This window comes from Kosakonia beeri, from assembly GCF_054165705.1.
In genome coordinates this window covers 2724436-2744659 of sequence record NZ_CM135106.1, presented here as the reverse complement: position 1 = coordinate 2744659, position 20224 = coordinate 2724436, and the positions used below count along the sequence as shown (strand labels likewise).

The window sequence follows — 20224 nt, the reverse complement described above, 5'->3', positions numbered from 1 at the left end:
CATGTCGTTATCAGTGAAAGCGGCAGGGGGAACCATTAGCAAAAGGAGGTAAGGAGGCCGTGTCCGATACGATTCGCATCGCCCCGTATTTCGTGGCCGGATCGCACTTCGCTATTCATACTTTAGCCCGCAATTTTGTCCCACCGCATCAGCAAATACGGCCAGCAACGCGCCATATCCCGCTCATTTAATCCGGAAGTGCCAGCAGCAAATGCTTTAGCAACACTTCAAGTTCCTCACGTTGTCCGGCAGATAACCCGGCCAGCATGGCATTTTGCGTTGCGGTGTGAACGACCAGCGCTTGTTCAATACGTTGTTGCCCATTAATGGTCAGGCCAACCAGCGTGCTGCGTTTGTCATCAGGATCACGGATCCGCTCAATCAGCCCTTGTTCTTCAAGGTGATTAAGGCGATTGGTCATTGCCCCGGAAGTGACCAGCAGCGATTTATACAACTGTGTTGGAGAAAGACAATAAGGGGCACCTGCACGGCGCAGCGTGGCAAGGACGTCAAATTCACCCTCACGAAAGCCGAACGGCTCCAGAGCCTGAGCGCGCATTTTGCCGAGATGTTTCATCACTCTCAGCATCCGGCCAAAAATTTTCATTGAAGAGACGTCCAGTTCGGGCATCGCGCTGTCCCACTGGCTGACAACGAAGTCGATATGGTCATTCATTTTCGCACCTTAAAAGGGGAATTTATCGAGTTGTGCGGTACATCTTACACAAGGCGAGCATTTATCTTAACGTTAAGATAAATACTTGCGGCAATTTTGCTCAAGCGCTCACTCACCTAAGAGGATCCGGTCTTGAAACGCATCGCAGTCTCACCTTTTATGTTTGCCTTTATCGCATTTATGGTCGGGCTGAATCTTCGCCCCATTCTGGCTTCCATCGGACCATTATTCCCTGTTTTACAATGTGATGTGGGGTTATCTGCCACGGAATTCAGCCTGTTAACCACACTGCCTGTCGCAATGATGGGGCTCGTTGCGCTGGGTGGCCCCTGGCTGCTGGCCAGAACAGGCGCCGTTCGGGGGATCACGCTGGGGCTTTTTATTCTGCTTATCGCCTGTGTCTGTCGTGGTTTTACGACCTCACTGACAGGGCTTATGAGCACGGCGTTAGCGGGCGGGGCGAGCATTGGCATGATCCAGGCGTTAATGCCCGCCCTGATAAAAAAAGAGTATACGCAATCGGCCAGCACCTGCATGTCGCTGTTTAGCACCGGCATAATGGCTGGCGCTGCGCTGGCGGCCGCCAGTGCTGAACCGCTATTTTCATGGTTCGGGTTAACCTCGGCGCTGGCCATCACCGGTCTGTTAGCGCTTCTTGCCCTGATATTTTGGTTAACCTGGGCCAGGCATCATCAACGTGAAAAAACCGTGTACGCCGGGGTGAATTTATCCTCATCCCGGACGGGGTTACTGCTGTTGTTTTTTGGCGTAGGAACCGGAGCCTACACGCTGGTGTTAGCATGGCTGCCGCCTCTCTATATCCAGGCAGGATGGACCGCCCGCAGCAGTGGGTACATGCTGGCCTGGTTAACATTAACCGAAGTGGTGGCAGGGTTTGCCGTCTCAGCGTTGATATCGCGCTTTCCTGACCGCCGTGTTCCGCTGGTTAGCGTTCTGTTCGTGTTGCTGGCGGGATTGTTGTGTCTCGTCTTTTCGCCGGGAACGACACCTGTGTTATCAACGCTGCTGCTTGGTACCGGCATCGGCGCACTGTTCCCACTATCGCTGATTGTGACGCTGGATCATGCACGCACGCCGGCTGAAGCCGGAAAGTTACTGTCAAGAGTGCAGGGGGGCGGCTACCTGATCGCCGCGCTGATGCCATTAATTGCCGGTATTGTGCGCGATCAGGCAGCTTCGCTGACTCACGCGTGGCTGATCATGAGCGCTGGCGTCGTCGTATTGATTGCGATAGCCACGCGTTTTAAACCCCTCGTCGCCAGGTAAAACGTCGGCCACGGCAAGAAACGTTCGGTCTGTGGTTCTCGCGGCTCGGGCATTTCGCCTGGTATCGCCGGCGCGCGAACGGCGTTTCGGCGAGTCAGCTCGTTTCAGTGCCGTTCTAAAGCGAAGAGAGTCGAATCCCCGCAACAGGGTGTAAAAAAACCGCCTGTCGGCGGCTTATCAGAGGGTTACCAACTTTTCGCGGGACTCCGGGTGTAAGCGCCGCTACGGACGCTGGCATCAATGGCGTTGCGGCAGTCTTCGGTGCCACGCGGATTAGATGCTTTCTTACACTCTTCGACTTTCGCGTTGCGCTCCTTGTCATGCGTTTTGTACCACTCAATGCTCTGTGCATTCGCGTCGCAACCGCTGAGCAGTGCAGCGGCCAGCAGGCCGATTGACAGTAATTCCGTTCTCATGATGTCTCCGTATGGGTGGACTGTATCTGCGATTATAGCCGGACAACGCGCCCTGTTGGAGGGGAGACATGACTGGGTTTCAACACCAGGCTTGAAACGGATACCTGTGCGGTTGAGAGCCGTGATTTTCGTCCTGCACTAAGCACATCCCCTTCGATCGCTCATCGCCGCGTTTTCCCGCGTATTTCATCGCTTCCAGCGCCAGGCAAGCGCGTGGTGGCATGTTGAGCGCCGAGCTAACTCTCCCCGCTCAGGTCTTGAAGCAAGAGCATGAAGAAACGCTATCCCGGAAGATGCGCTGCTCAGGTATGATGAATACTCAAAACGTAAAAACCAGGTTGTTACAATGAAACATATAGTCGGTGCTGTTATTTTCATGACAGGCATTTCTGTTACCTACGCTGCTGATAAAGCAGATATAACAGCGGGGCCTGAAAGGGATCGCTGTTGGCATGATTATTCTGACAGGGGAAAAGCGTCTGAGTGCCTGCATGAATTAAGTGATAAAAGTAATAAAAAAATGGATGCGATGATTACCGCCACCGCCAGGCAAATAAAAGAAAACAATACGGGCCCCGTATTCAGAAGCAATGATCCGCAACGGACGATTGGGGATGATTTCAGTAAGTTTTTCCTGGCGTCGCAGAATTCATGGAAAGTGTATCGTAAAAATTTCTGTTTAGGTGTGGGATCGCAAATAGGCGAAGATGCCTGGGATTACTGGCCGTATATTTACCAGTGCCAGATCAATCTTAATCAAAGACATGCCGAAGAAATCAAAATGCTTCGTGCAGATGAAGAGTAAGCCCGAAAAATGAAATAGAGGACAGGCAAATACAAAGGAGATGATTTTCGTAAAGCATTGCAGCGCACGGATAATAACATTGAGCGAGTGGTATGCGGTAATCAAAACACCGTGGTCAACGTTAACCATTCTCCTCCGTGTAAACAGAAGGGTTGGCCGAACGTGTCCGGTTTGTTTTGCCTCACCTTGTTGTGCGGGTGAGGCTGACAGATAAGATGTTACTGACCCGGCGCTTCTTTATTGGTTGCCGCAATTTTCTTATTCGCTTCCCCGCTTTCATTAAGCGCCTTACTGGCAGCTTTTTCCGCATGTGCAGCACTGTATGCAGCCAAATGTGAAATGACAATCGCGTATATACTCATCAACGATACCCAGAGGATGCTGTTTTTCCACCATAATAGCGTGGGAATTGTCAGTACCGTCCAGATCAATGCCAGAAATAAATGTAATTTGGCCATCAACCGGGCTGTTAGTTTTACTTTCATTTTTGTACCTTACTACCTCTGTTTTTAATCATCCTGATAATAGGTATAGCAATCTTACTGGAGTGTGCCTGGATTATATTGTTACAGTTTGTACGTACCCAAAGTTCAGATAATTCCTCTATGCAATAAATATATTACCGGGTTGATGAAGAGTGGTGCTTTTTTATTCAGGCCTTGCAGATTCAATGTTCAGCACAAAATTTATTCAGTGAAAGTTATTGGCAAGATGCAATAACGATTGGGTTCAATCAATTGACTGGCTGTGCCTGGCCTGGCGTTAAGTCGTCTGTTTGCTTCGGGCGCACCGGTACCGAGGCATCTTTTATTCGTTATACGCGTAATTCCACGTGTTTATGCTACCTGTGCATTCAGCCGGTCTGACCTGTTACGTTTTTTTAATTATTTCTGCGCTTAAAAACGACCGCATCCTGCCAACTACGCGGGCTACCAATGAAAAGTATTGAGATCAGGGGGTTACATTTCCTTACGCTAAGCCGCTTTGATGAAATAATAACGTCACGTAATTAATGAAAAGTGAACAGTACAGGTTGTCGTTTTGACCGTGATGTGTGGTTTGCCGTTCTCCCCCGGGAACGGCTTTTTTAGCCAGGACGGCAGGCATCGCGTATGTGCAGACAAAGCGACTCATCAGGCAGCCCGGGTTAAACCCCTGCGCTGCATAACGCTGGCTCTCCTTATAACCAGAATCTTACATTCAGAAACGATATAGTAAAAATTAGTTATATTTGCGCAGGTAAATTATCTTTTCACCTTACATTGAGGGCGGGTTATGACGGTTTTCATCTCAACACTCTGCATGTCCGGTAGCATGTTTGCGGGGGCTCCGGCTTCCAGATACATCAATGCGCTTTCATTGATCTTGAGCGAAAGGATGCACTTAATGCGGGAGGTGGCCGCTTACAAAGCGAAGCATCGCCTACCCGTTGAAGATTTAGAACGGGAGAAGAAAGTACTGGCGGAGGCGCGAAAGACGGCGCAGGAGGCCAATCTGGTGCCGCAATCGGTGGAACCCTTTATCAGCGCGTTAATGGAGGCAGGGAAAACAATACAGTATCGCTACCTGGCCGACTGGCCGCCGCACGCCAATCAGGCGGTCACTTACCGGGATCTGGCCGGGATCCGGCAACGTATTAATGAACTGGACAGGCAACTGCTAACCACGCTCAGCCAGCGATTGCTGTCCGGGGCATTCACATATTCAGAACGGGTGTTGTTGGCTGAGATGACGACGTCACCCAACCTTTCTGAAGCCGAAAAAGACCACCTTCTTGATACCCTGCGTGTTATTCAGCGTGCCGGGTAGGCGTCTGTTAGCCGGAGATGCAGAGATGTTATTCCTCATTTTAAGGAAGGCGGAGTCTGTGCCGCATCCCTGTTTTCTCTACCGCACATGTTATGCGCAAGGGCCGCCTGCCTGTGGCGCAGACGTGAATATTCACCCTACAAAATACGTTGATGCTTTAAAACGGTATTACAGGTGCGAGGTGTTATAACAAAATCCGTCCTCGCGGGATAATAACGAGAATGATGTGATTCGCAGTGTTAATTTTTGCGATGTTCAATACTGTTTATTTAACTACCTCCGGTTAACAATAACGTAAAAGCAAACCATTAACGGTAGTCATTGTTATTTTCGGAGTGGTCATGGCATCTGAAGCGCATCATTTTATTGTCTCTATCGTGAGTAATTTTAAAGCGTCCGTTGGGGTGATGAACGTATTGATGCTTGAACCCGAGGAGTACGAAGCTTTGCTTCTGTTGTACAGCAAACTGACCGCTCTACGGGCAGGCATTAAACAGGATCTGCGCGTGCTAACCAAAGCCAGTCTGGATAGCAATGCCAGGCTTTGCCTTTATCAGATCTACAAAGGGCTAAACTCCCTGAATAATTGTCTTGCGGGCTTGAGGAATACCCCATTATCTGAACAGTTTTATTTTGATTTCGACGATTTTAAGCACGCCGTTAATTCCCTTGATGCATTGTCCGGGCGGCTTTGGGCAACATAAGCGAGTAACGAATAAACATAAGCCGAAAAGGATTAATACAAAATAAACACCAGCCATAGTGAAAAAACAGCGAAAATGAATCCACCCGGAACACTGTATTAATGCGCAAAAGGGACTGGAGACGATCCATTTTCTCTCTTCTCCTGGTTGCGTTACCTGCATTCGCCGCAGAATATGCATTTCCTCCCGGGTTAGCAGAGGATCAGGACCAAACCGCCACCATTTTATATTAGGAGCATTATGTTTTTACGCCGTTTTCATATGAACAGCATTCTTAGCGGCATGATTGTCGTTCTGGTATCTGCGGGCAGCGCGACAGTATCCGCCCGGGAGAGTCTGGATCTGCCAGAGCCAGCGTTGCCCACACGTGTCTGTGCAAAACTGGCTCCCATTGCTGCTTCCTCAACAGAGGATGATACCCAGCGGCTGCAGTCGGCGGTGGATCACTGCCCGCAGGGTGCGGCGGTACAACTCCAGGCCGGGCGCTTCGCCAGCGGGCCGCTTAACATGAAATCTGGTGTGACGCTATGGCTGTTGCGGGGGGCCGTGCTGGCAGCCAATACGGACCCGCGTGTTTATGACAAAAACGGGCACTGTGGAACACTCGACCATAAAGGGAATGGCTGCCGGCCCTTTATTCTTTTTAACGCGACATCCGGCGCGGGCATAACCGGAGAAGGGACAATTGACGGGCAGGGTGGCGAGCCGATGAAAGGGAAGAACGAAAGCTGGTGGCAGCTGGCACGTCGGGCGCAGCAAGAAGGGGGAGCACAGAATGTTCCTCGCCTGATTGAAGCCGATAATGCCTCTGCCATAGTTTTTCACGGGATTTCCCTGCGTAATTCGCCCGGATTCCATGTCACCCTGAAAAACGTCAACGACGCGACGTTCTGGGGTGTGCGCATTGACACCCCGGCGGATGCCCGTAACACGGACGGCATAGATCCCATTTCGTCACAGAATATCCTTATCGCACATAGCTTCATCAGAACCGGTGATGACAATGTGGCGATAAAAGCAGGCGCGGGTGGGGCAACCCGCCACGTAGTGCTACTGGATAACCACTTTTACTGGGGGCACGGAATGTCTATCGGTAGCGAGACAGTAGGCGGCGTCAGCGACATTTATGTTCGCGATCTGACGCTTGATGGCACGACTTCCGGGCTTCGCATTAAGAGTGACGTCAGTCGGGGCGGCCTGGTCAGCGATATTCGTTATGAACATATTTGCCTGCGGGGAAATCGCCGGCCTGTCGATTTTGATACGCAATATGACGCACACGCTGTGGGTCACGCCATTCCCGTCTACCGCAATATCTCACTGCGTCATGTTTCCGGCGAAACCGGGCAACTGATCGTAAAGGGCTATGATGCACTTCACCCTGTGCAGATTGTGCTAAACGGTGTGCATTTTAGTAATGCTGCCCGCTGGCTCATCGAATCAGCGCAGATCAGCGCGGGGCCAGACGGCGTCTCACCTGTTCCGCCGGGCGAGGCTGGGCTAAACGCAATCACGGCGACCAGGGTTTGCGCTACACGCTGGGTGCCCTTTCCTGTAACCGGTGCTTCCGTCCACTAAATATGCCGGGTTTTTCCGGTTATCGCGCAAGGCCATAAGCCCTCCATACAGGAGGGCTGCCGGGTGCGGTTTACATCTCAGCCCTGAGCTATCAGCAATCTTCAATGATCAGATACGCGGCATTTACCGGACCATGAACGCCCACCACTTTGATCAGTTCAATGTCTGCTGTTGAACTGGGGCCGCCGATCAGGTTGATACAAGAAGGCATACGTTCGCCCGCCTGTGCTTTTTGATGGAGCGCTTGCGCCAGTTGCGCCACGCGCGGAAGGATGCAGCTTTTTCGCACGACAAAAATAGAGGCGGCGGGTAACAGACTCAGCGATCGACCACGTTCAGGCGACGAGTAAAGCACCACGCCACCGGACTCGGTTAAACCATATTCAGCGAAGACTACCCCCACTTTGGCTTGTTCCGCCTTGCGGATGTTCTCTTCACCTTTGGCCGGATCCCAAATAAACGCATCATAAACTTCCTCAAGACGCTGCGTGATGCCCAATGCTTTCAGCCGTTCATCGCCGCTGACCACCACGGGCTGGCTGCCATATTTTTTGCATAAGTTCAGCACCGCTTCGCCTGCGTTTTCCTCGCGGGTCAACTCACAGTGCGCCAGCATCACCGTCGAGGCCACCTCGATAAATTGATCGCAGCGCTGCTGCAGGCTTAGCCCGGTGAGACGCGTCTGCGCGAAGTTGTTCACGGGTGGCGTTCCTTGTTCCGGTGTGTAACGTATTTCCCGTCCCAGTGCCTGGCTGATGGTGGTCAAAAATGCCATTCGATTATCCATTCTTCTTCCCCTGCGCCTGATGTTTTTTGAACCAGCGACGAAAACTTTCGCCATCTGCGTCTGGCAAGTCACGCGCTTGCGTCCAGTCGCCGATCGCGCCGATCCGAAGCGGTGTTTTGCCGCCTTTAATAAACCAGCTTGCCACCTGCGCTCCGGCGATCATGCCGACTTTCCATAAACCGGGGTGGCTGTTGGCATAGGTGAACATTTTCATTGCGCGCTGTTCTGCTTTAGGGGGTAATCCTTCCTCTGCCATGACACGACGATGGCGAAGGATTAATGTAGACAGGGGAATACGTACCGGGCAGACACTGTCGCAGGCAGTGCACAGCGAGCAGGCATAGGGCAGGTCTTTGAAATCTTTATACCCGCCGAGTAAAGGCGAAATGACCGCGCCAATGGGTCCAGGATAGATAGAGCCGTAGCCGTGTCCGCCGATATGTCGGTAGGCGGGGCACGTATTCATACAGGCACCGCAGCGGATACAGCGCAACACATCGCGAAAATCGGAGCCGAGGACTGCAGAGCGGCCATTATCAACAATAACCAGATGAAACTCTTGCGGCCCATCCACCTGATCGGCCTCGCGCGGCCCCGTCAGCCATGTGTTATAACCGGTGAGGCGTGCGCCAACCGCGCTGCGGGCGAGCATGGTAATAAGCACATCGACGTCTTCAAACGTCGGTGCAATACGCTCCATACCCATTACGGCGATATGCGTTTTCGGCAGTGTCGTGCACATCCGCGCATTACCTTCGTTGGTTACCAGGCAGACCGACCCCGTTTCAGCAACAGCAAAATTACAACCGGTTACGCCCACTTCCGCGCTCAGAAACTCCTGGCGGATCTTCTGACGAATAAACAGGGTCATCGCTTCCGGTGTTTCAGGGCCATCGTAACCCAGGTGTTCGTGCAGGACGCGGCGGATCTGATGGCGATCTTTATGAATAGCAGGCACAACAATATGGGAGGGCGGATCCTGATCCAGTTGCAGAATATACTCGCCCAGATCGGTTTCAATCACCTGAATCCCGGCATCTTGTAATACCGCGTTCATGCCAATCTCTTCCGTGACCATCGATTTTGACTTCACCACTTTGCGCGCCTGTTTGGACTGCGCCACCGATAAGATATAGTGCGTGGCCTCTTCTTTTGTTTTCGCGAAAAAAACATGGCCGCCATTTTCTGTCACTTTTTCGGAAAGTTGATACAAATAGGCGTCGAGGTTATCAAGAACGTGTTCCCGGATCTGGCTGGCACGCTCCCGCCATGCGTCCCAGTTTCCCAGTTCCTCCACCATCCGCTGGCGGTTAATACCAATCCGCTGCTGCGCATTAGCCACCGCTTTACGCATAATAGGATCGTCTAACTGCTGGCGGATCCGCGATTTAAAATCCGTATTGCTGGTTTTTAAAGACATGATGCTCTTCTCCCGGTTAGCGGCTCATCAGTACTTCGGCAATATGCATAACTTTTACATTCCGGCCTTCGCGCTGGAGACGTCCGCCAATATTCAGCAGGCAGCTGGCATCTGCGCCAATCAGGTATTCCGGCTGCGCATCCATTAAATGGGCGACTTTTTCTTTCACCATTTCGCCCGAAATCTCAGCCATTTTTACCGAGAAGGTGCCGCCAAACCCGCAGCAGGTCTCCTGATCCGTAAAGGGAAGCAGCTCAAGGCCTTTCACATGATTGAGGAGTGTCAGCGGCTCTTCTTTAACGCCTAATTTGCGTGAGAGGCTACAAGAAGGATGGTAAACGGCTTTGCCAGCCAGACTGGCCCCCACATCGACAACGCCAAGTTTATTCACAATAAAAGAGGTCAGGTCGTGCATTCTGGCGGCCACGTTCTCGGCCCGTCGCGCCCACTCTGGCTCTTCGGCCAGGTAGCCTGGGTAGCTTTTAATGGCATAAGTACATGAGCCTGCGGGAGAAATAATCGGGTCGTCATTTTCCTCCAGCGCTGCGATGAGGTTTTTCATGCCTGGAATCGCTTCTTTTATATACCCGCTGTTCATGGCGGGCTGGCCGCAACACCCCTGTTTTTCAGGGAAAGCGACCTGACAGCCGAGCTGTTCAAGCAATAACACCGAATCGCGCGCCATACGCGATTTCAACGCATCACCAATACAGGTGACATAGAAATTGACGTTCATTGTGAGCTCCATTGCTTTTATAAATAGACCCGGTTCCGCGATGCGGTGCCGTTAAGCCATAAACCAGTAATAAAAAAGGCCAACCTTCAGCCCAAGAATGAAGATATAAGCGGCACAGTACTTCATGGTGCCTGTCATGATCGTGCCGCCTTGCCCCTCCATACGTGTGGCAGAAACGGCAATGGCAATACTTTGCGGAGAGATCATTTTCCCGCCTGTTGCGCCGGCGGTATTGGCCGCCGCGAGCCAGTTTGGATCGATGTGCAGCTTTTCCGCCGCCATGGTTTGAAGCTTGCCGAACAGGACGTTGGAATTGGTATCGCTGCCGGTGACAAACGTGCCAAGTGCGCCAATGACGGGCGAGATAAAGACAAACGCCCCGCCAGTCAGTTGCACCATCGACTGGGCCAGGGTGGAAATCAGCCCGCTGACGTCCATCACGGTTGCCAGCGCGACGATGGCCATAATCGCGATGATCGAATTTTTCAACTGGTATACGGTCGCGACAAACACCTGCAACATGCCATGCGGTGATGCCCCCTGGATAAAGCCGCCAATCAGGGTGGCAAGGATGATCAGTACGCCTGGCGTGGCAAGCCATTCCACCTTCAGCGTTAATGTGTCTCCGTTTGCCAGCGGGAAGTGCAGCACGGAGGCAATCTGCGACACCGCAGATTTGATGCCAGGGAAAAGCGGTGAGCAGAGCAGAATGAATACAAACATCAAAATATAAATGGAACAGGTGCGTAGGAGCACGCACGCAGAACGTGGCGCCGCGTCGGTTTTGTTTTTATTCTCGACTCGCCACTCAGTATCGGTTTTGCCGTTGCGCGCACGGCCAGCCAGCGCCACCACGACCAGGCTCACCAGACTACCGGCAAAGGCAGGCAATTCGGCGCCGAGATGAACTGCCACGAGGTACTGGGGGAGAAGGGTTGCCACCCCGCATAGGAGCGTAATGCCAAACACACCGCGAATCGCCCGCAAGCCGCCGCCAATGATGCAAACGATCACAAACGGCAGCAGGATGTTGAACACGGCGAGTTGCATGATAATGGTGCCGCCAAGCGTGTTAACCGACAAATGCACCTGTTCAGCCAGAATGGTGACGGGAATACCCACTGCGCCAAAAGCCGTGGGAACCGTGTTAGCAACCAGCGAGGCGACAGCCGCTTTGAGGGGCGGAAAACCCAGGGTGATCAGAATACCGATAGGTATAGCGACGGCCGTACCATAACCGGCTGCCGCTTCCAGAAAACCGCCGAAACACCAGGAAATAAGCAGTACCTGGATCCGCTTATCATCACTGATGCCAATAAGCACATCGCGCAAAATAGCGAGTGCGCGTGTCGCCTGCATCACGTTGTAACTGTAAATCGCCCCCAAAATTACAATCACAATTGGCCACAAACCCTTCAGGGCGCCGTACGTCAGGGCGGGGCGCAGTGTTTCCTCTGGCATATGCCAGAACACCATCGCCAGGCCGCACGTCAAGGCGAGCGTGATCAGCACGGCGTAATGAATAGGGGTTTTCACTTTCAGTATTAAAAAGACCATTAGCATGAGCGGAAGGAGGCCCAGCGCAAAAAGGAGGAATTCGGGCATTATAAAGTCCTGTGTTTAAACTTTGGTGGTTTTGTATGACAAATAACAGGACGAGGTTATAACCGACTGCGCAGCGGTAAATCGTTCGAGTGGATCGCTTCAGCAAAAATAAAACTAAAAAAAATCAACAAAAGATGCACAACTATTTAAATATTGTTAATTTTTATTTAAATCTACATACCACGATTAACCAATATAACAATATGGGGGTAGGCAACAGGAAGAGCGATATCGGGCACGCAGTACCGCTGTGGCGCCGACCCGTTCCGCGCTGATCGTGCTTTCCTATGTTGCTTGCTGGCCCACCCGTCGCCCGGGCACCTGAAACGGTGTTGTCGCAAAATGTGGTGCTGAGTTGACTCGCATGTGCCTGCTTTGCCGAACCGTAAAAAAGCGGGGGTGCATGTGGCGCTGTGCCATTCATGGACACGGCAGTTTATCCACGGTGGGGCTGACGCCGCTACGAAATTATTCTGCCGCATAAGCTCTGTCTAATAGGTAGCTGCCGCCATTGTTTTTACAATCCATGACGAAATCACTACACTGGGACGTAATGTAACCAGTGGATGGCCTGAATGACGACGCTTAAAATTAATAATTTCTTCTTTATCATTTTGTTATTACTGGTCAGCCTGGCCTTTTTCAGCCTGATCCAACCGTACTACTCCGCGATTATTTGGGCGGTCATTCTGGCGCTGATTTTTTACCCATTGCGGACGCGTTTAACGACAATGCTGAACGGGCGAAACGGTATCGCCTCACTGATTACCGTGTTGTTAATCTGCGTAATTGTGTTTATTCCCATGATGATGGTGTTATCGTCGCTGGCGGTTGAAATGAATGGCCTGTATCAGCGACTGCAAAATAACTCAACGAATTTGCCGCAATTATTGAGCGATGGCATTGCGCATTTGCCATCGTGGGCGAGAAATTATCTGCGGGAAAATGATTTTGATTCTGTCGTGACTATTCGCGAAAAACTCTCCGGCGCGGCGTTAAGCGTCGGGCGCTACCTGGCAGGCAGCGCGGTGTTGATTGGCAAGGGCACGCTGGGCATCACCATCAGTTTCTGCTTAATGGTCTATTTGCTGTTTTTCCTGCTGAAAGATGGCGCGCTATTGGTGCGCAAAATTTATGAAGCGACCCCATTATCGGCAAAAGTAAAACGTCGCCTGTTCCTGAAGTTTGCCGGTGTGGCGCGCGCTACAGTGAAAGGCACGCTGGTGGTGGCGATTGTTCAGGGGGCGCTCGGCGGCATGGGTTTCTGGTTTGCCGGTTTTCATGGCAGCCTGCTCTGGGCGGCGCTAATGGCCTTCCTGTCACTGATTCCGGCGGTGGGAACCGCGATTGTCTGGATCCCGGCAGTCATTTTCCTTTATGCCACCGGTGAACTCGTGACGGCAACGATGCTGACCCTCTACTTTGTGATAGTGGTTGGGCTGGCGGACAATATCCTGCGGCCATTGCTGGTGGGCAAAGATACCCGTATGCCGGACTACCTGATCCTGCTGACGACGCTCGGCGGGCTGCAATTTTTCGGTATCAATGGCTTTGTCCTGGGTCCGCTGATTGCCGCGCTGTTTATTTGCTCATGGAATTTGCTGGCGGAAGCGCAGGGCGGTACTGCAAAAGAGGTTAAATAAACGGTGGCGCACCGGCTGATATTTTATCTGGTGCGCTAAACGAGGCGTAAAGAATTGCAAAGGCTTTGAGTAAAACCTTAGCTTGTGATAGAAATAAGCGGTGTTTAACTACCGGAGACAATTTTAATCCGCTACGATGAGAAGCAATTTGCGGATAATTGTAATTATATGGACATTCTGTTCAGTAAATTCCCTTCTGTTTTTTCCCTTCCTGCTGATTGCGGCTACCTGCTTGCCGGTGAACAATACTGGCGCTCGGCGCTATAGTTTTCTTTCTTCCTGAGCTGACGCACTGGCGCGGCTGATATTGTTATTTTTTCCGGTTTTCCATTTCAGGTAAACCGCAAGGAACTCTATTCTCAGCGGGAGAAAGAAAATGTTTTATTGGATTTTATTGGCGTTGGCGGTTGCTGCCGAAATAACCGGCACATTGTCGATGAAATGGGCGAGTATGAGCGATACACACGGCGGCTTTATTTTAATGCTGGTGATGATTGCGTTGTCCTATATTTTGCTGGCATTTGCCGTTAAAAAAATCGCCCTTGGCGTGGCCTATGCGTTATGGGAAGGCATCGGGATAGTGCTGATCACGGTTTTCAGTGTTTTTCTGTTCGATGAGCCCTTGTCTTCGTTGAAAGTGGCAGGCCTGACGACGCTGGTGCTTGGCATTGTTTTGATCAAGTCAGGTACGCGTAAACCACCACGGTCGCAGGAGCGAAAACATGTCACAGTTTGAGTGGGTTCACGGTCTGTGGCTGGCCAGTGCAATTGCGCTGGAAATTATCGCGAATATTTTCTTAAAATTCTCTGATGGTTTCCGCCACAAACGGTATGGTTTCGTGTCACTGGCGGCCGTCCTGGCAGCATTTAGCGCCTTGTCACAGGCGGTTAAAGGGATCGATCTTGCCGTGGCGTATGCCCTGTGGGGCGGTTTCGGTATTGTTGCTACGCTGGCGGCAGGATGGATTCTTTTTGGTCAACGTCTCAATTATAAAGGCTGGCTGGGCTTGCTATTGTTAATCGTCGGTATGACACTGATTAAACTCGCCTGATGGGGTCGCTGCTCGTTATCATGGGCAGCGAAATTCACCGGCTGTATTACGCTTAAATAATTATCACATCTATTAATTGCTTTTGCGGGCCACCATTGAGAGGCGGCGAATGTTTAATCCGTTAAGCTGGCGCAATATCCCTACCGCCCGAACCCTGTTTATCATGATTTTTATGGCAGGGATTGGCCTGATTATTTCTGTAGTCGCACTGCTTTATCTTTCGTTACACCTGATCAGCACCCAAACCAATGAAATCGACAAGCATCGCACTTCGCTGGCAGTGCAGGGAGCCGTTCAGACGGCGGTTAACCGCACACGCTCGCTGGTGATTGATAATGCTATCTGGGATGAAGCGGTGCGCGAAGCCTATCATCCTCAGCCAGACAGTCAGTGGTTTTATAAGACCTGGGGCGAAGGTTTTAAAGTCAATAATCTCTATGACGGCACGTTTGTGCTGGATGAACATTTCCGCGTGATTTGGGGAGCTTTTCTCGGCGCGCCTTTTACGGAAAGTAATCTCGCTTTTTTTGGCGACGGTATGGCGGCGTTAATCCGCGATCATGCGTTTTCGCTTCAGGCGGGAAAAGAGGTTTATGCCGGGATCACCCGCACCCGCGAAGGGGTGGCATTTATCAGCATCGGGCTTATTCGTCCTACGGTCGGTCGTCTTGATGTGAGTGATGGCACGCGCCGTTACCTGGTGATCACCCGCCATCTGAATGCAACGATCCTGCATGACCTTGGCGCCACCTTTAAGATTGAAAACCTGAGTTATTCCCCCGGTGTGGCAACGGATGCCAGCATCCCGCTACGTGGTTCTGCCGGCGAATTGCTGGGCTACCTGAGCTGGACACCTGCGCTGCCCGGCGCACAGGCTGCCCGCGCAGCCGCTGGGCAAATCCGCCAGATTGCGCTTTTTAGCTCTGCGTTAATTTTGCTGTTCAGCGTGTTGAGCTGCGCCGGATTGTACAAACTGGCGAAAGGGGAAAAAATCGCCCGCAAAATTGCCCTGACGGACTGGTTAAGCCGCTTACCTAACCGGCGTGCGCTGATTGAGCATCTGGAGCAGTTGAGTGCGCAGGGCGATCGCGAACTGATCAGCGTGGTGTTTATCGATCTTGATGGTTTTAAAGATATTAATGACATCTATGGCCATGACGTTGGCGATCGATTGATTGCGACTATCGCCCAGACGCTGCGGGAGAAAGTGCCCACTGATGGCATGCTGGCGCGGATGGGCGGTGACGAGTTCGCCATGACCATTAGCGGGCCCTGGTCGGTGGAGAAAGCGGCAGAGTTTGCGCAGGCGGTATTGCACTATCTGGAAATGCCGGTGCGCATTGGCCGCCGCACGATCCATATCGGTGCCAGTATCGGTATTGCCAGCGGTACGCTGGTGGAGTGCTCAAGTACCGAACTGTTCCGGCGTGCCGATATTGCGATGTACCACTCCAAAAGTAGCGGTAAAGCGCGGATGACACATTACGACGCGGAACTGAACAGCGCCCGTGAACGGCAGCTATTAATTGAAAATGATATCCGCGAGGGGCTGGAGCGCGATGAGTTTGATGTCTGGTATCAGCCGATTGTGGATGCTCGCAGCCAGACGATGATCGGTGTCGAAGCGCTGGCCCGCTGGCCGCACCGACCCGGTGGTGAGTTGCGGCCCGATGAATTTATTCCGGTAGCGGAAACCAGCGGTCTTATTTACGCGCTGGGCCAGTTTGTGCTGCGTCGTGCATGCCAGGATCTGGAACCCCTGAGCACGCTGAAACTGTCGGTCAATATCTCCCCGGCGCAGTTTCGCGATCCGGAATTTGAAAATAAAGTGGCCAGCGTGCTGGAAACTACGCGGTTTCCGGCTAAGCGGCTGCAACTGGAAGTCACGGAAACGTACGTACTGGAAAACCCGGAGCGCGCACGTTCTGCCATTGCCAATTTGAAAGCGCTAGGGACGGCGGTGGCGCTGGATGATTTTGGTACCGGTTATTCGAGCATTGGTTATTTGCGGCGTTTTAATTTCGACACCATCAAAATCGACAAATCACTGGCCGGGCTGGTAGAAGAGGATGAGCAGGCTTCGGCGCTGGTCGGAGGGACGGTCCGTATTGCCAGTGCGCTGGGAATGCAGGTCGTGGCCGAAGGGGTGGAAAATGAGAAACAGATGAAGTTGCTGCGGCTGGCCGGGTGCGACCAGCTACAAGGCTACTATTACAGTGCGCCAAAGCCGCTGCAGGAAATTTTGCAACTGCCTTTACTGCGGCAACGCTGAGTTATTCCTCATCTTTTGCCAGCGCTTCCAGTTTGTCGCGAAAACCCGTCACTGAAATGGCGCGGTTATCGGCGCGCCAGCGATCTTTCGCCGCCGGCGCGGAGCTTTGTACGGCAATCAACTGCCAGCCTGCGTCGGTTTTGAGCATTAACGGGGAACCACTGTCACCCGGCAAGGTATCGCACTGGTGCGAAAGTACACTGTTTTGCGCCCAGCCGGTCACTACACAATCCTGATGACTGTAGAGTAAATCGAGATGATCTTCGGGATAACCCGACTGGGTCACTTTCCGGTCGGTGGCTTTTAGCGCCGCCGTAAGCGCATCTTTATCGCCCGCAAAGAGCGGTAGCGGCGTGATACCGGAGGGGGGATTTCGCAACACCACCAGGCCAAAATCCCACGAGGCGGCAGAAGAGGGAACGATCCAGCCGTCGCCGTCGGCTTTCAGGCGGTGACCGAGAGAGGGATCGACTCGTCCTTCGATATCATGAATTTCATAACGCCAGACACCTTTTTGCGACACAAACCGCAGGGCGATGGCTTTATCGACTTTTCCGCGCGGCGGTGTTAACAGGCAATGCCCGGCGGTTAAGGCCAGGTGCGGAGAGATAAGGGTGGCAGTGCACAAATTGCCGCTGGCGGTTTCCAGTTGACCAATGGCATCCCACGGCGCTTTGGTGGGGTTGGCGACACGCACACGATCATCATGACCAAAAAAAAGCGTTTGCACATCGTGGCTGCTTACGGCGTCATCATCGCCTTCGTCAGCGTGTCCAACAGCGGAAAACAACAGCAGCGGTCCCAACAACAGCACAACGGTTTTTCGCATATCACACTCTGGTGGGGTAATTATGATTATTAACTTTAAGCCCAGATTAATAAATATAGACGGGACACAAGCAAAGTGGGAGCAAAATCAGCTAACTACATCAGTAAAGGTAAAAGCGGACGGCGATAAGCGCGCAAATAATCAACATCGCCAGAATAACTTCAAAACGATAACGTCGCAGCATATTGCCCTCCAGAGAAAAGCGGCGCTTCCCCCAAAGGTTCAGCGCCGGTTTGTCACAGCACCCTGTAAGCGGATGCCGGACTCAGTCACGCGGTGTCTTATGCAGCCGGTTGAGCAGCTGGTTTAGCGGTATGTTTTACATGTTTAGTGTGTTTAACATGTTTTTTAGCAGCCTGCGCTTTCTGTTCTACAGCAGGTTTAGCGGCTTTTTTGTGATGTTTTTTGGCTTTAGCAGCCTGCGCTTTTTGCTCTACAGCCGGTTTGGCGGCTTTTTTGTGATGTTTCTTGGCTTTTGCTGCTTGTGCTTTCTGCTCTACGGCTTTTTTGTGTTTTTTATGCACTTTTTTCGCTGGTGCGGCTTTGGTGGTGGTGGTTGGTGCAGCGGTAGTTGCAGCCGGAGCAGCAGCCGGAGCCTGAGTAGAGGTTGCCGTGTCAGCGGCGAACGCAACGGAAGACAGACCCATAGCAGCGGCAACAACCAGAGCTAATACTTTTTTCATTCCGATATCCTCGAATTAGTTTCATCATTCAACCCCACTGCGGGGCCGTTGAAAGAACTATATCCCTAAAAAATCAGGCGTTCCGTGAGTGATTAGTATCGGCGTGTAACGTAATGTACAACGAGGAAAAGGGCGCCGGGAAGGCTGTCCCGGCGCGGGATTATCAAAGATAACGGCGGGTAAGATGCTGGCGGAAATAGTGGCTATTCAGCGCTTCACCTGTGGCATTTTTAATGAGCTGTTCGGTACTGAAGCGGCTGCCGTGTTGCCAGATATTCTGGCGCAACCAGTCGAACAAGGCGCTGAAATCACCGGCTGCAATCGCCCCGTCAAGACCCGGAAGCGCGGTGCGCGCGGCGTGGAAAAGCTGCGCGGCGTACATTGCGCCCAGCGTATAGGACGGGAAGTAGCCGAAGCCGCCGTCGGTCCAGTGAATGTCCTGCATGCAGCCGTTGCGGTAGTTGCCTTCCGTGGAAAGCCCAAGCCATGCCTGCATTTTTTCATTCCACAGCGCCGGAATATCCTCCACCTCAATATCGCCATCCATCAGGGCGCGTTCAATCTCATAACGCAGGATCACATGCGCCGGGTAACTGACTTCATCCGCATCGACACGGATGTAACCGGGTTTAACCCGTTGATTCCATGCAATAAAATTCTCTTCTTCGAATGCAGGTTGCATACCGAAACGCGCGACAATAGCGGGCTGCAGGCGACGCAGGAAGGCATCGCTGCGGCCCAGCTGCATCTCGAAAAACAGGCTTTGCGATTCGTGGATCGCCGTGGAGCGCGCCAGCGCAATTGGCTGCCCCGGCCAGCTACGCGGCAGGTTCTGTTCATAGCGTGCGTGCCCGGTTTCATGCACCACGCCAAACAGGGCGCTGAGCAGTTCGTTTTCATCGTAGCGAGTGGTAATGCGCACATCTTCCGGTACGCCGCCGCAGAAAGGGTGTGCGCTGACATCCAGACGCCCGCCGTTAAAGTCAAACCCCAGTACCTGCATTGCCTGCAGGCCCAGTTCGCGCTGATCGGCGATGGGGAACGGCCCTTGCGGGGCAATCAGAGCCTGTTGCGCCTGCTTTGCCACCGCCTGGTTCAGCAAGTCCGGAAGCCAGGACTTCACGTCGCCAAACAGTTCATCAAGCCGGGCGCTGGTCATATCCGGTTCGTATTTATCAAGCAGGGCATCATACGGTGAGCAGCCTTTAGCGTCGGCGCGTAACCGGGCCTCTTCGCGGCTGAGTTTGACAACCTCTTTTAGATTGGCGGAAAAGCCCACCCAGTCGTTATTGGGTCGTTGCGTACGCCAGGCGTGTTCGCACTTACTACCGGCCAGTGACTGCGCTTCTACCAGGGCTTCTGGCAGCAGCGCGGCTTCCTGATAATGACGATGCATTTCCCGAAGGTTGGCTTGTTCGATGTCGTTGAGATTTTCTTGCTGCGCTGCCTGCAGCCACTGTGCCACGTTCTTATCGGTCAGGATCTGGTGGCGCAGGACACTTAACTCCGCCAGCGCTTCACCCCGCGCCGCGCTACCGCCCGGTGGCATCATGGCAAACATGTCCCAACCGGCGATGGCAGCAAGATGCGAAAAGCGCGACAGGCGCAGGAAGGTGCGGGTGAGTTGCTGGTAGTTTTGCTTGTCCATCTATGCCTCATATTTTTCTGTTTTGCGACGAATAACCACCTAAAAGTGGTAGTTAATCCGTAAAGCATGGAATTTGTACCATAATAGATACATCTCAACGACATAACCAATATACAGCACGATTATGAATCCGTTTGTATGGGTAATGATTGCTCTGATGGCGCTTGATGCCGTGCGGGAATTGCAGGGTGCGGCATCGATCCTGAGCCTGTTTTAATACAGGCGGACACAGCGCACATAAAAAACCCCGCCAGAGCGGGGTTGTAAAACGGTT

General features: G+C 52.4%; 21 protein-coding genes. 10 read left to right on the top strand and 11 right to left on the bottom strand.

The window, feature by feature from the left end; genetic code table 11:
- Positions 1 to 187: 187 nt before the first annotated feature.
- The gene (locus ACUY4S_RS13050) at positions 188 to 676 is read right to left on the bottom strand and encodes a MarR family winged helix-turn-helix transcriptional regulator (RefSeq protein ID WP_312686130.1); all 489 of its coding nucleotides are present in this window, start codon (positions 674 to 676) and stop codon (positions 188 to 190) included.
- Between the two features lie 159 nt (positions 677 to 835).
- Here ACUY4S_RS13050 and ACUY4S_RS13045 point away from each other — a divergent pair, with 159 nt between their 5' ends.
- Positions 836 to 1963 (top strand): MFS transporter, encoded by a 1128-nt coding sequence (locus ACUY4S_RS13045; protein ID WP_458022422.1) that lies wholly within the window; start codon positions 836 to 838, stop codon positions 1961 to 1963.
- Between the two features lie 185 nt (positions 1964 to 2148).
- Here ACUY4S_RS13045 and ACUY4S_RS13040 read toward each other — a convergent pair whose 3' ends face one another.
- On the bottom strand, positions 2149 to 2379 hold the full coding sequence (locus ACUY4S_RS13040; protein ID WP_312686134.1) for an EexN family lipoprotein: 231 nt from the start codon (positions 2377 to 2379) through the stop codon (positions 2149 to 2151).
- Between the two features lie 346 nt (positions 2380 to 2725).
- Here ACUY4S_RS13040 and ACUY4S_RS13035 point away from each other — a divergent pair, with 346 nt between their 5' ends.
- Positions 2726 to 3184, top strand: coding sequence for a DUF1311 domain-containing protein (locus ACUY4S_RS13035; RefSeq protein WP_458022400.1), 459 nt, complete (start codon positions 2726 to 2728; stop codon positions 3182 to 3184).
- A gap of 218 nt (positions 3185 to 3402) precedes the next feature.
- Here ACUY4S_RS13035 and ACUY4S_RS13030 read toward each other — a convergent pair whose 3' ends face one another.
- Positions 3403 to 3669, bottom strand: a complete 267-nt coding sequence (locus tag ACUY4S_RS13030; RefSeq protein ID WP_312686138.1) for a monooxygenase — start codon at positions 3667 to 3669, stop codon at positions 3403 to 3405.
- Between the two features lie 790 nt (positions 3670 to 4459).
- Here ACUY4S_RS13030 and ACUY4S_RS13025 point away from each other — a divergent pair.
- The 3 genes from ACUY4S_RS13025 to ACUY4S_RS13015 all read left to right on the top strand — a co-directional run bounded on the left by ACUY4S_RS13025 (position 4460) and on the right by ACUY4S_RS13015 (position 7275).
- Complete coding sequence (locus tag ACUY4S_RS13025; RefSeq protein WP_458022399.1) at positions 4460 to 4993, top strand: chorismate mutase; 534 nt, start codon at positions 4460 to 4462, stop codon at positions 4991 to 4993.
- 341 nt (positions 4994 to 5334) lie between these two features.
- Positions 5335 to 5697, top strand: coding sequence for a hypothetical protein (locus ACUY4S_RS13020; RefSeq protein WP_458022398.1), 363 nt, complete (start codon positions 5335 to 5337; stop codon positions 5695 to 5697).
- 240 nt (positions 5698 to 5937) lie between these two features.
- Positions 5938 to 7275 (top strand): glycoside hydrolase family 28 protein, encoded by a 1338-nt coding sequence (locus ACUY4S_RS13015; RefSeq protein WP_458022397.1) that lies wholly within the window; start codon positions 5938 to 5940, stop codon positions 7273 to 7275.
- 91 nt (positions 7276 to 7366) lie between these two features.
- On the opposite strand, the gene ACUY4S_RS13010 is transcribed toward ACUY4S_RS13015, so the two are convergent.
- The 4 genes from ACUY4S_RS13010 to ACUY4S_RS12995 are packed head-to-tail and all read right to left on the bottom strand — an operon-like array spanning position 7367 to position 11823.
- Entirely contained in the window at positions 7367 to 8062 is a 696-nt protein-coding gene (locus tag ACUY4S_RS13010; protein WP_312686148.1) for a LutC/YkgG family protein, read from the bottom strand.
- On the bottom strand, positions 8055 to 9482 hold the full coding sequence (locus tag ACUY4S_RS13005; RefSeq protein WP_458022396.1) for a LutB/LldF family L-lactate oxidation iron-sulfur protein: 1428 nt from the start codon (positions 9480 to 9482) through the stop codon (positions 8055 to 8057). Before ACUY4S_RS13005 ends, ACUY4S_RS13010 begins: the two co-directional genes overlap by 8 nt.
- A gap of 16 nt (positions 9483 to 9498) precedes the next feature.
- Positions 9499 to 10218 (bottom strand): (Fe-S)-binding protein, encoded by a 720-nt coding sequence (locus ACUY4S_RS13000; RefSeq protein WP_458022395.1) that lies wholly within the window; start codon positions 10216 to 10218, stop codon positions 9499 to 9501.
- Between the two features lie 51 nt (positions 10219 to 10269).
- On the bottom strand, positions 10270 to 11823 hold the full coding sequence (locus ACUY4S_RS12995) for an L-lactate permease (protein WP_458022394.1): 1554 nt from the start codon (positions 11821 to 11823) through the stop codon (positions 10270 to 10272).
- Positions 11824 to 12398: 575 nt separating this feature from the next.
- On the opposite strand from ACUY4S_RS12995, the gene ACUY4S_RS12990 reads away from it, so the two are divergent.
- The 4 genes from ACUY4S_RS12990 (at position 12399) to ACUY4S_RS12975 (ending at position 16790) form a co-directional block, all read left to right on the top strand.
- Complete coding sequence (locus ACUY4S_RS12990; RefSeq protein ID WP_312686153.1) at positions 12399 to 13466, top strand: AI-2E family transporter; 1068 nt, start codon at positions 12399 to 12401, stop codon at positions 13464 to 13466.
- 376 nt (positions 13467 to 13842) lie between these two features.
- The gene (gene mdtJ / locus ACUY4S_RS12985; protein ID WP_312686804.1) at positions 13843 to 14202 is read left to right on the top strand and encodes a multidrug/spermidine efflux SMR transporter subunit MdtJ; all 360 of its coding nucleotides are present in this window, start codon (positions 13843 to 13845) and stop codon (positions 14200 to 14202) included.
- Entirely contained in the window at positions 14189 to 14518 is a 330-nt protein-coding gene (gene mdtI, locus ACUY4S_RS12980) for a multidrug/spermidine efflux SMR transporter subunit MdtI (protein ID WP_312686154.1), read from the top strand. Before mdtJ ends, mdtI begins: the two co-directional genes overlap by 14 nt.
- Positions 14519 to 14627: 109 nt before the next feature.
- Positions 14628 to 16790, top strand: a complete 2163-nt coding sequence (locus tag ACUY4S_RS12975) for a putative bifunctional diguanylate cyclase/phosphodiesterase (RefSeq protein WP_458022393.1) — start codon at positions 14628 to 14630, stop codon at positions 16788 to 16790.
- A 1-nt stretch (position 16791) separates the two neighbouring features.
- Here the strand turns inward: ACUY4S_RS12975 and ACUY4S_RS12970 are convergent, their stop codons facing one another.
- The 4 genes from ACUY4S_RS12970 to ACUY4S_RS12955 all read right to left on the bottom strand — a co-directional run bounded on the left by ACUY4S_RS12970 (position 16792) and on the right by ACUY4S_RS12955 (position 19950).
- The gene (locus tag ACUY4S_RS12970) at positions 16792 to 17619 is read right to left on the bottom strand and encodes a trypsin-like serine peptidase (RefSeq protein WP_312686156.1); all 828 of its coding nucleotides are present in this window, start codon (positions 17617 to 17619) and stop codon (positions 16792 to 16794) included.
- 100 nt (positions 17620 to 17719) lie between these two features.
- Positions 17720 to 17767, bottom strand: a complete 48-nt coding sequence (gene ydgU / locus ACUY4S_RS12965) for a small membrane protein YdgU (protein ID WP_456073067.1) — start codon at positions 17765 to 17767, stop codon at positions 17720 to 17722.
- A 133-nt stretch (positions 17768 to 17900) separates the two neighbouring features.
- Positions 17901 to 18302, bottom strand: coding sequence for an acid resistance repetitive basic protein Asr (asr, locus tag ACUY4S_RS12960; protein WP_312686158.1), 402 nt, complete (start codon positions 18300 to 18302; stop codon positions 17901 to 17903).
- A 163-nt stretch (positions 18303 to 18465) separates the two neighbouring features.
- On the bottom strand, positions 18466 to 19950 hold the full coding sequence (locus tag ACUY4S_RS12955) for a carboxypeptidase M32 (RefSeq protein ID WP_458022392.1): 1485 nt from the start codon (positions 19948 to 19950) through the stop codon (positions 18466 to 18468).
- A 124-nt stretch (positions 19951 to 20074) separates the two neighbouring features.
- On the opposite strand from ACUY4S_RS12955, the gene ACUY4S_RS12950 reads away from it, so the two are divergent.
- On the top strand, positions 20075 to 20167 hold the full coding sequence (locus tag ACUY4S_RS12950; RefSeq protein ID WP_312686162.1) for a KPN_01571 family protein: 93 nt from the start codon (positions 20075 to 20077) through the stop codon (positions 20165 to 20167).
- The last annotated feature ends 57 nt before the right edge of the window (positions 20168 to 20224 follow it).

Coding starts and splice junctions, on each gene's coding strand:
- ACUY4S_RS13050 (WP_312686130.1), bottom strand. CDS start 676: ATGAATGACCATATCGACTTCGTTGTCAGCCAGTGGGACAGCGCGATG.
- ACUY4S_RS13045 (WP_458022422.1), top strand. CDS start 836: ATGTTTGCCTTTATCGCATTTATGGTCGGGCTGAATCTTCGCCCCATT.
- ACUY4S_RS13040 (WP_312686134.1), bottom strand. CDS start 2,379: ATGAGAACGGAATTACTGTCAATCGGCCTGCTGGCCGCTGCACTGCTC.
- ACUY4S_RS13035 (WP_458022400.1), top strand. CDS start 2,726: ATGAAACATATAGTCGGTGCTGTTATTTTCATGACAGGCATTTCTGTT.
- ACUY4S_RS13030 (WP_312686138.1), bottom strand. CDS start 3,669: ATGAAAGTAAAACTAACAGCCCGGTTGATGGCCAAATTACATTTATTT.
- ACUY4S_RS13025 (WP_458022399.1), top strand. CDS start 4,460: ATGACGGTTTTCATCTCAACACTCTGCATGTCCGGTAGCATGTTTGCG.
- ACUY4S_RS13020 (WP_458022398.1), top strand. CDS start 5,335: ATGGCATCTGAAGCGCATCATTTTATTGTCTCTATCGTGAGTAATTTT.
- ACUY4S_RS13015 (WP_458022397.1), top strand. CDS start 5,938: ATGTTTTTACGCCGTTTTCATATGAACAGCATTCTTAGCGGCATGATT.
- ACUY4S_RS13010 (WP_312686148.1), bottom strand. CDS start 8,062: ATGGATAATCGAATGGCATTTTTGACCACCATCAGCCAGGCACTGGGA.
- ACUY4S_RS13005 (WP_458022396.1), bottom strand. CDS start 9,482: ATGTCTTTAAAAACCAGCAATACGGATTTTAAATCGCGGATCCGCCAG.
- ACUY4S_RS13000 (WP_458022395.1), bottom strand. CDS start 10,218: ATGAACGTCAATTTCTATGTCACCTGTATTGGTGATGCGTTGAAATCG.
- ACUY4S_RS12995 (WP_458022394.1), bottom strand. CDS start 11,823: ATGCCCGAATTCCTCCTTTTTGCGCTGGGCCTCCTTCCGCTCATGCTA.
- ACUY4S_RS12990 (WP_312686153.1), top strand. CDS start 12,399: ATGACGACGCTTAAAATTAATAATTTCTTCTTTATCATTTTGTTATTA.
- mdtJ (WP_312686804.1), top strand. CDS start 13,843: ATGTTTTATTGGATTTTATTGGCGTTGGCGGTTGCTGCCGAAATAACC.
- mdtI (WP_312686154.1), top strand. CDS start 14,189: ATGTCACAGTTTGAGTGGGTTCACGGTCTGTGGCTGGCCAGTGCAATT.
- ACUY4S_RS12975 (WP_458022393.1), top strand. CDS start 14,628: ATGTTTAATCCGTTAAGCTGGCGCAATATCCCTACCGCCCGAACCCTG.
- ACUY4S_RS12970 (WP_312686156.1), bottom strand. CDS start 17,619: ATGCGAAAAACCGTTGTGCTGTTGTTGGGACCGCTGCTGTTGTTTTCC.
- asr (WP_312686158.1), bottom strand. CDS start 18,302: ATGAAAAAAGTATTAGCTCTGGTTGTTGCCGCTGCTATGGGTCTGTCT.
- ACUY4S_RS12955 (WP_458022392.1), bottom strand. CDS start 19,950: ATGGACAAGCAAAACTACCAGCAACTCACCCGCACCTTCCTGCGCCTG.
- ACUY4S_RS12950 (WP_312686162.1), top strand. CDS start 20,075: ATGAATCCGTTTGTATGGGTAATGATTGCTCTGATGGCGCTTGATGCC.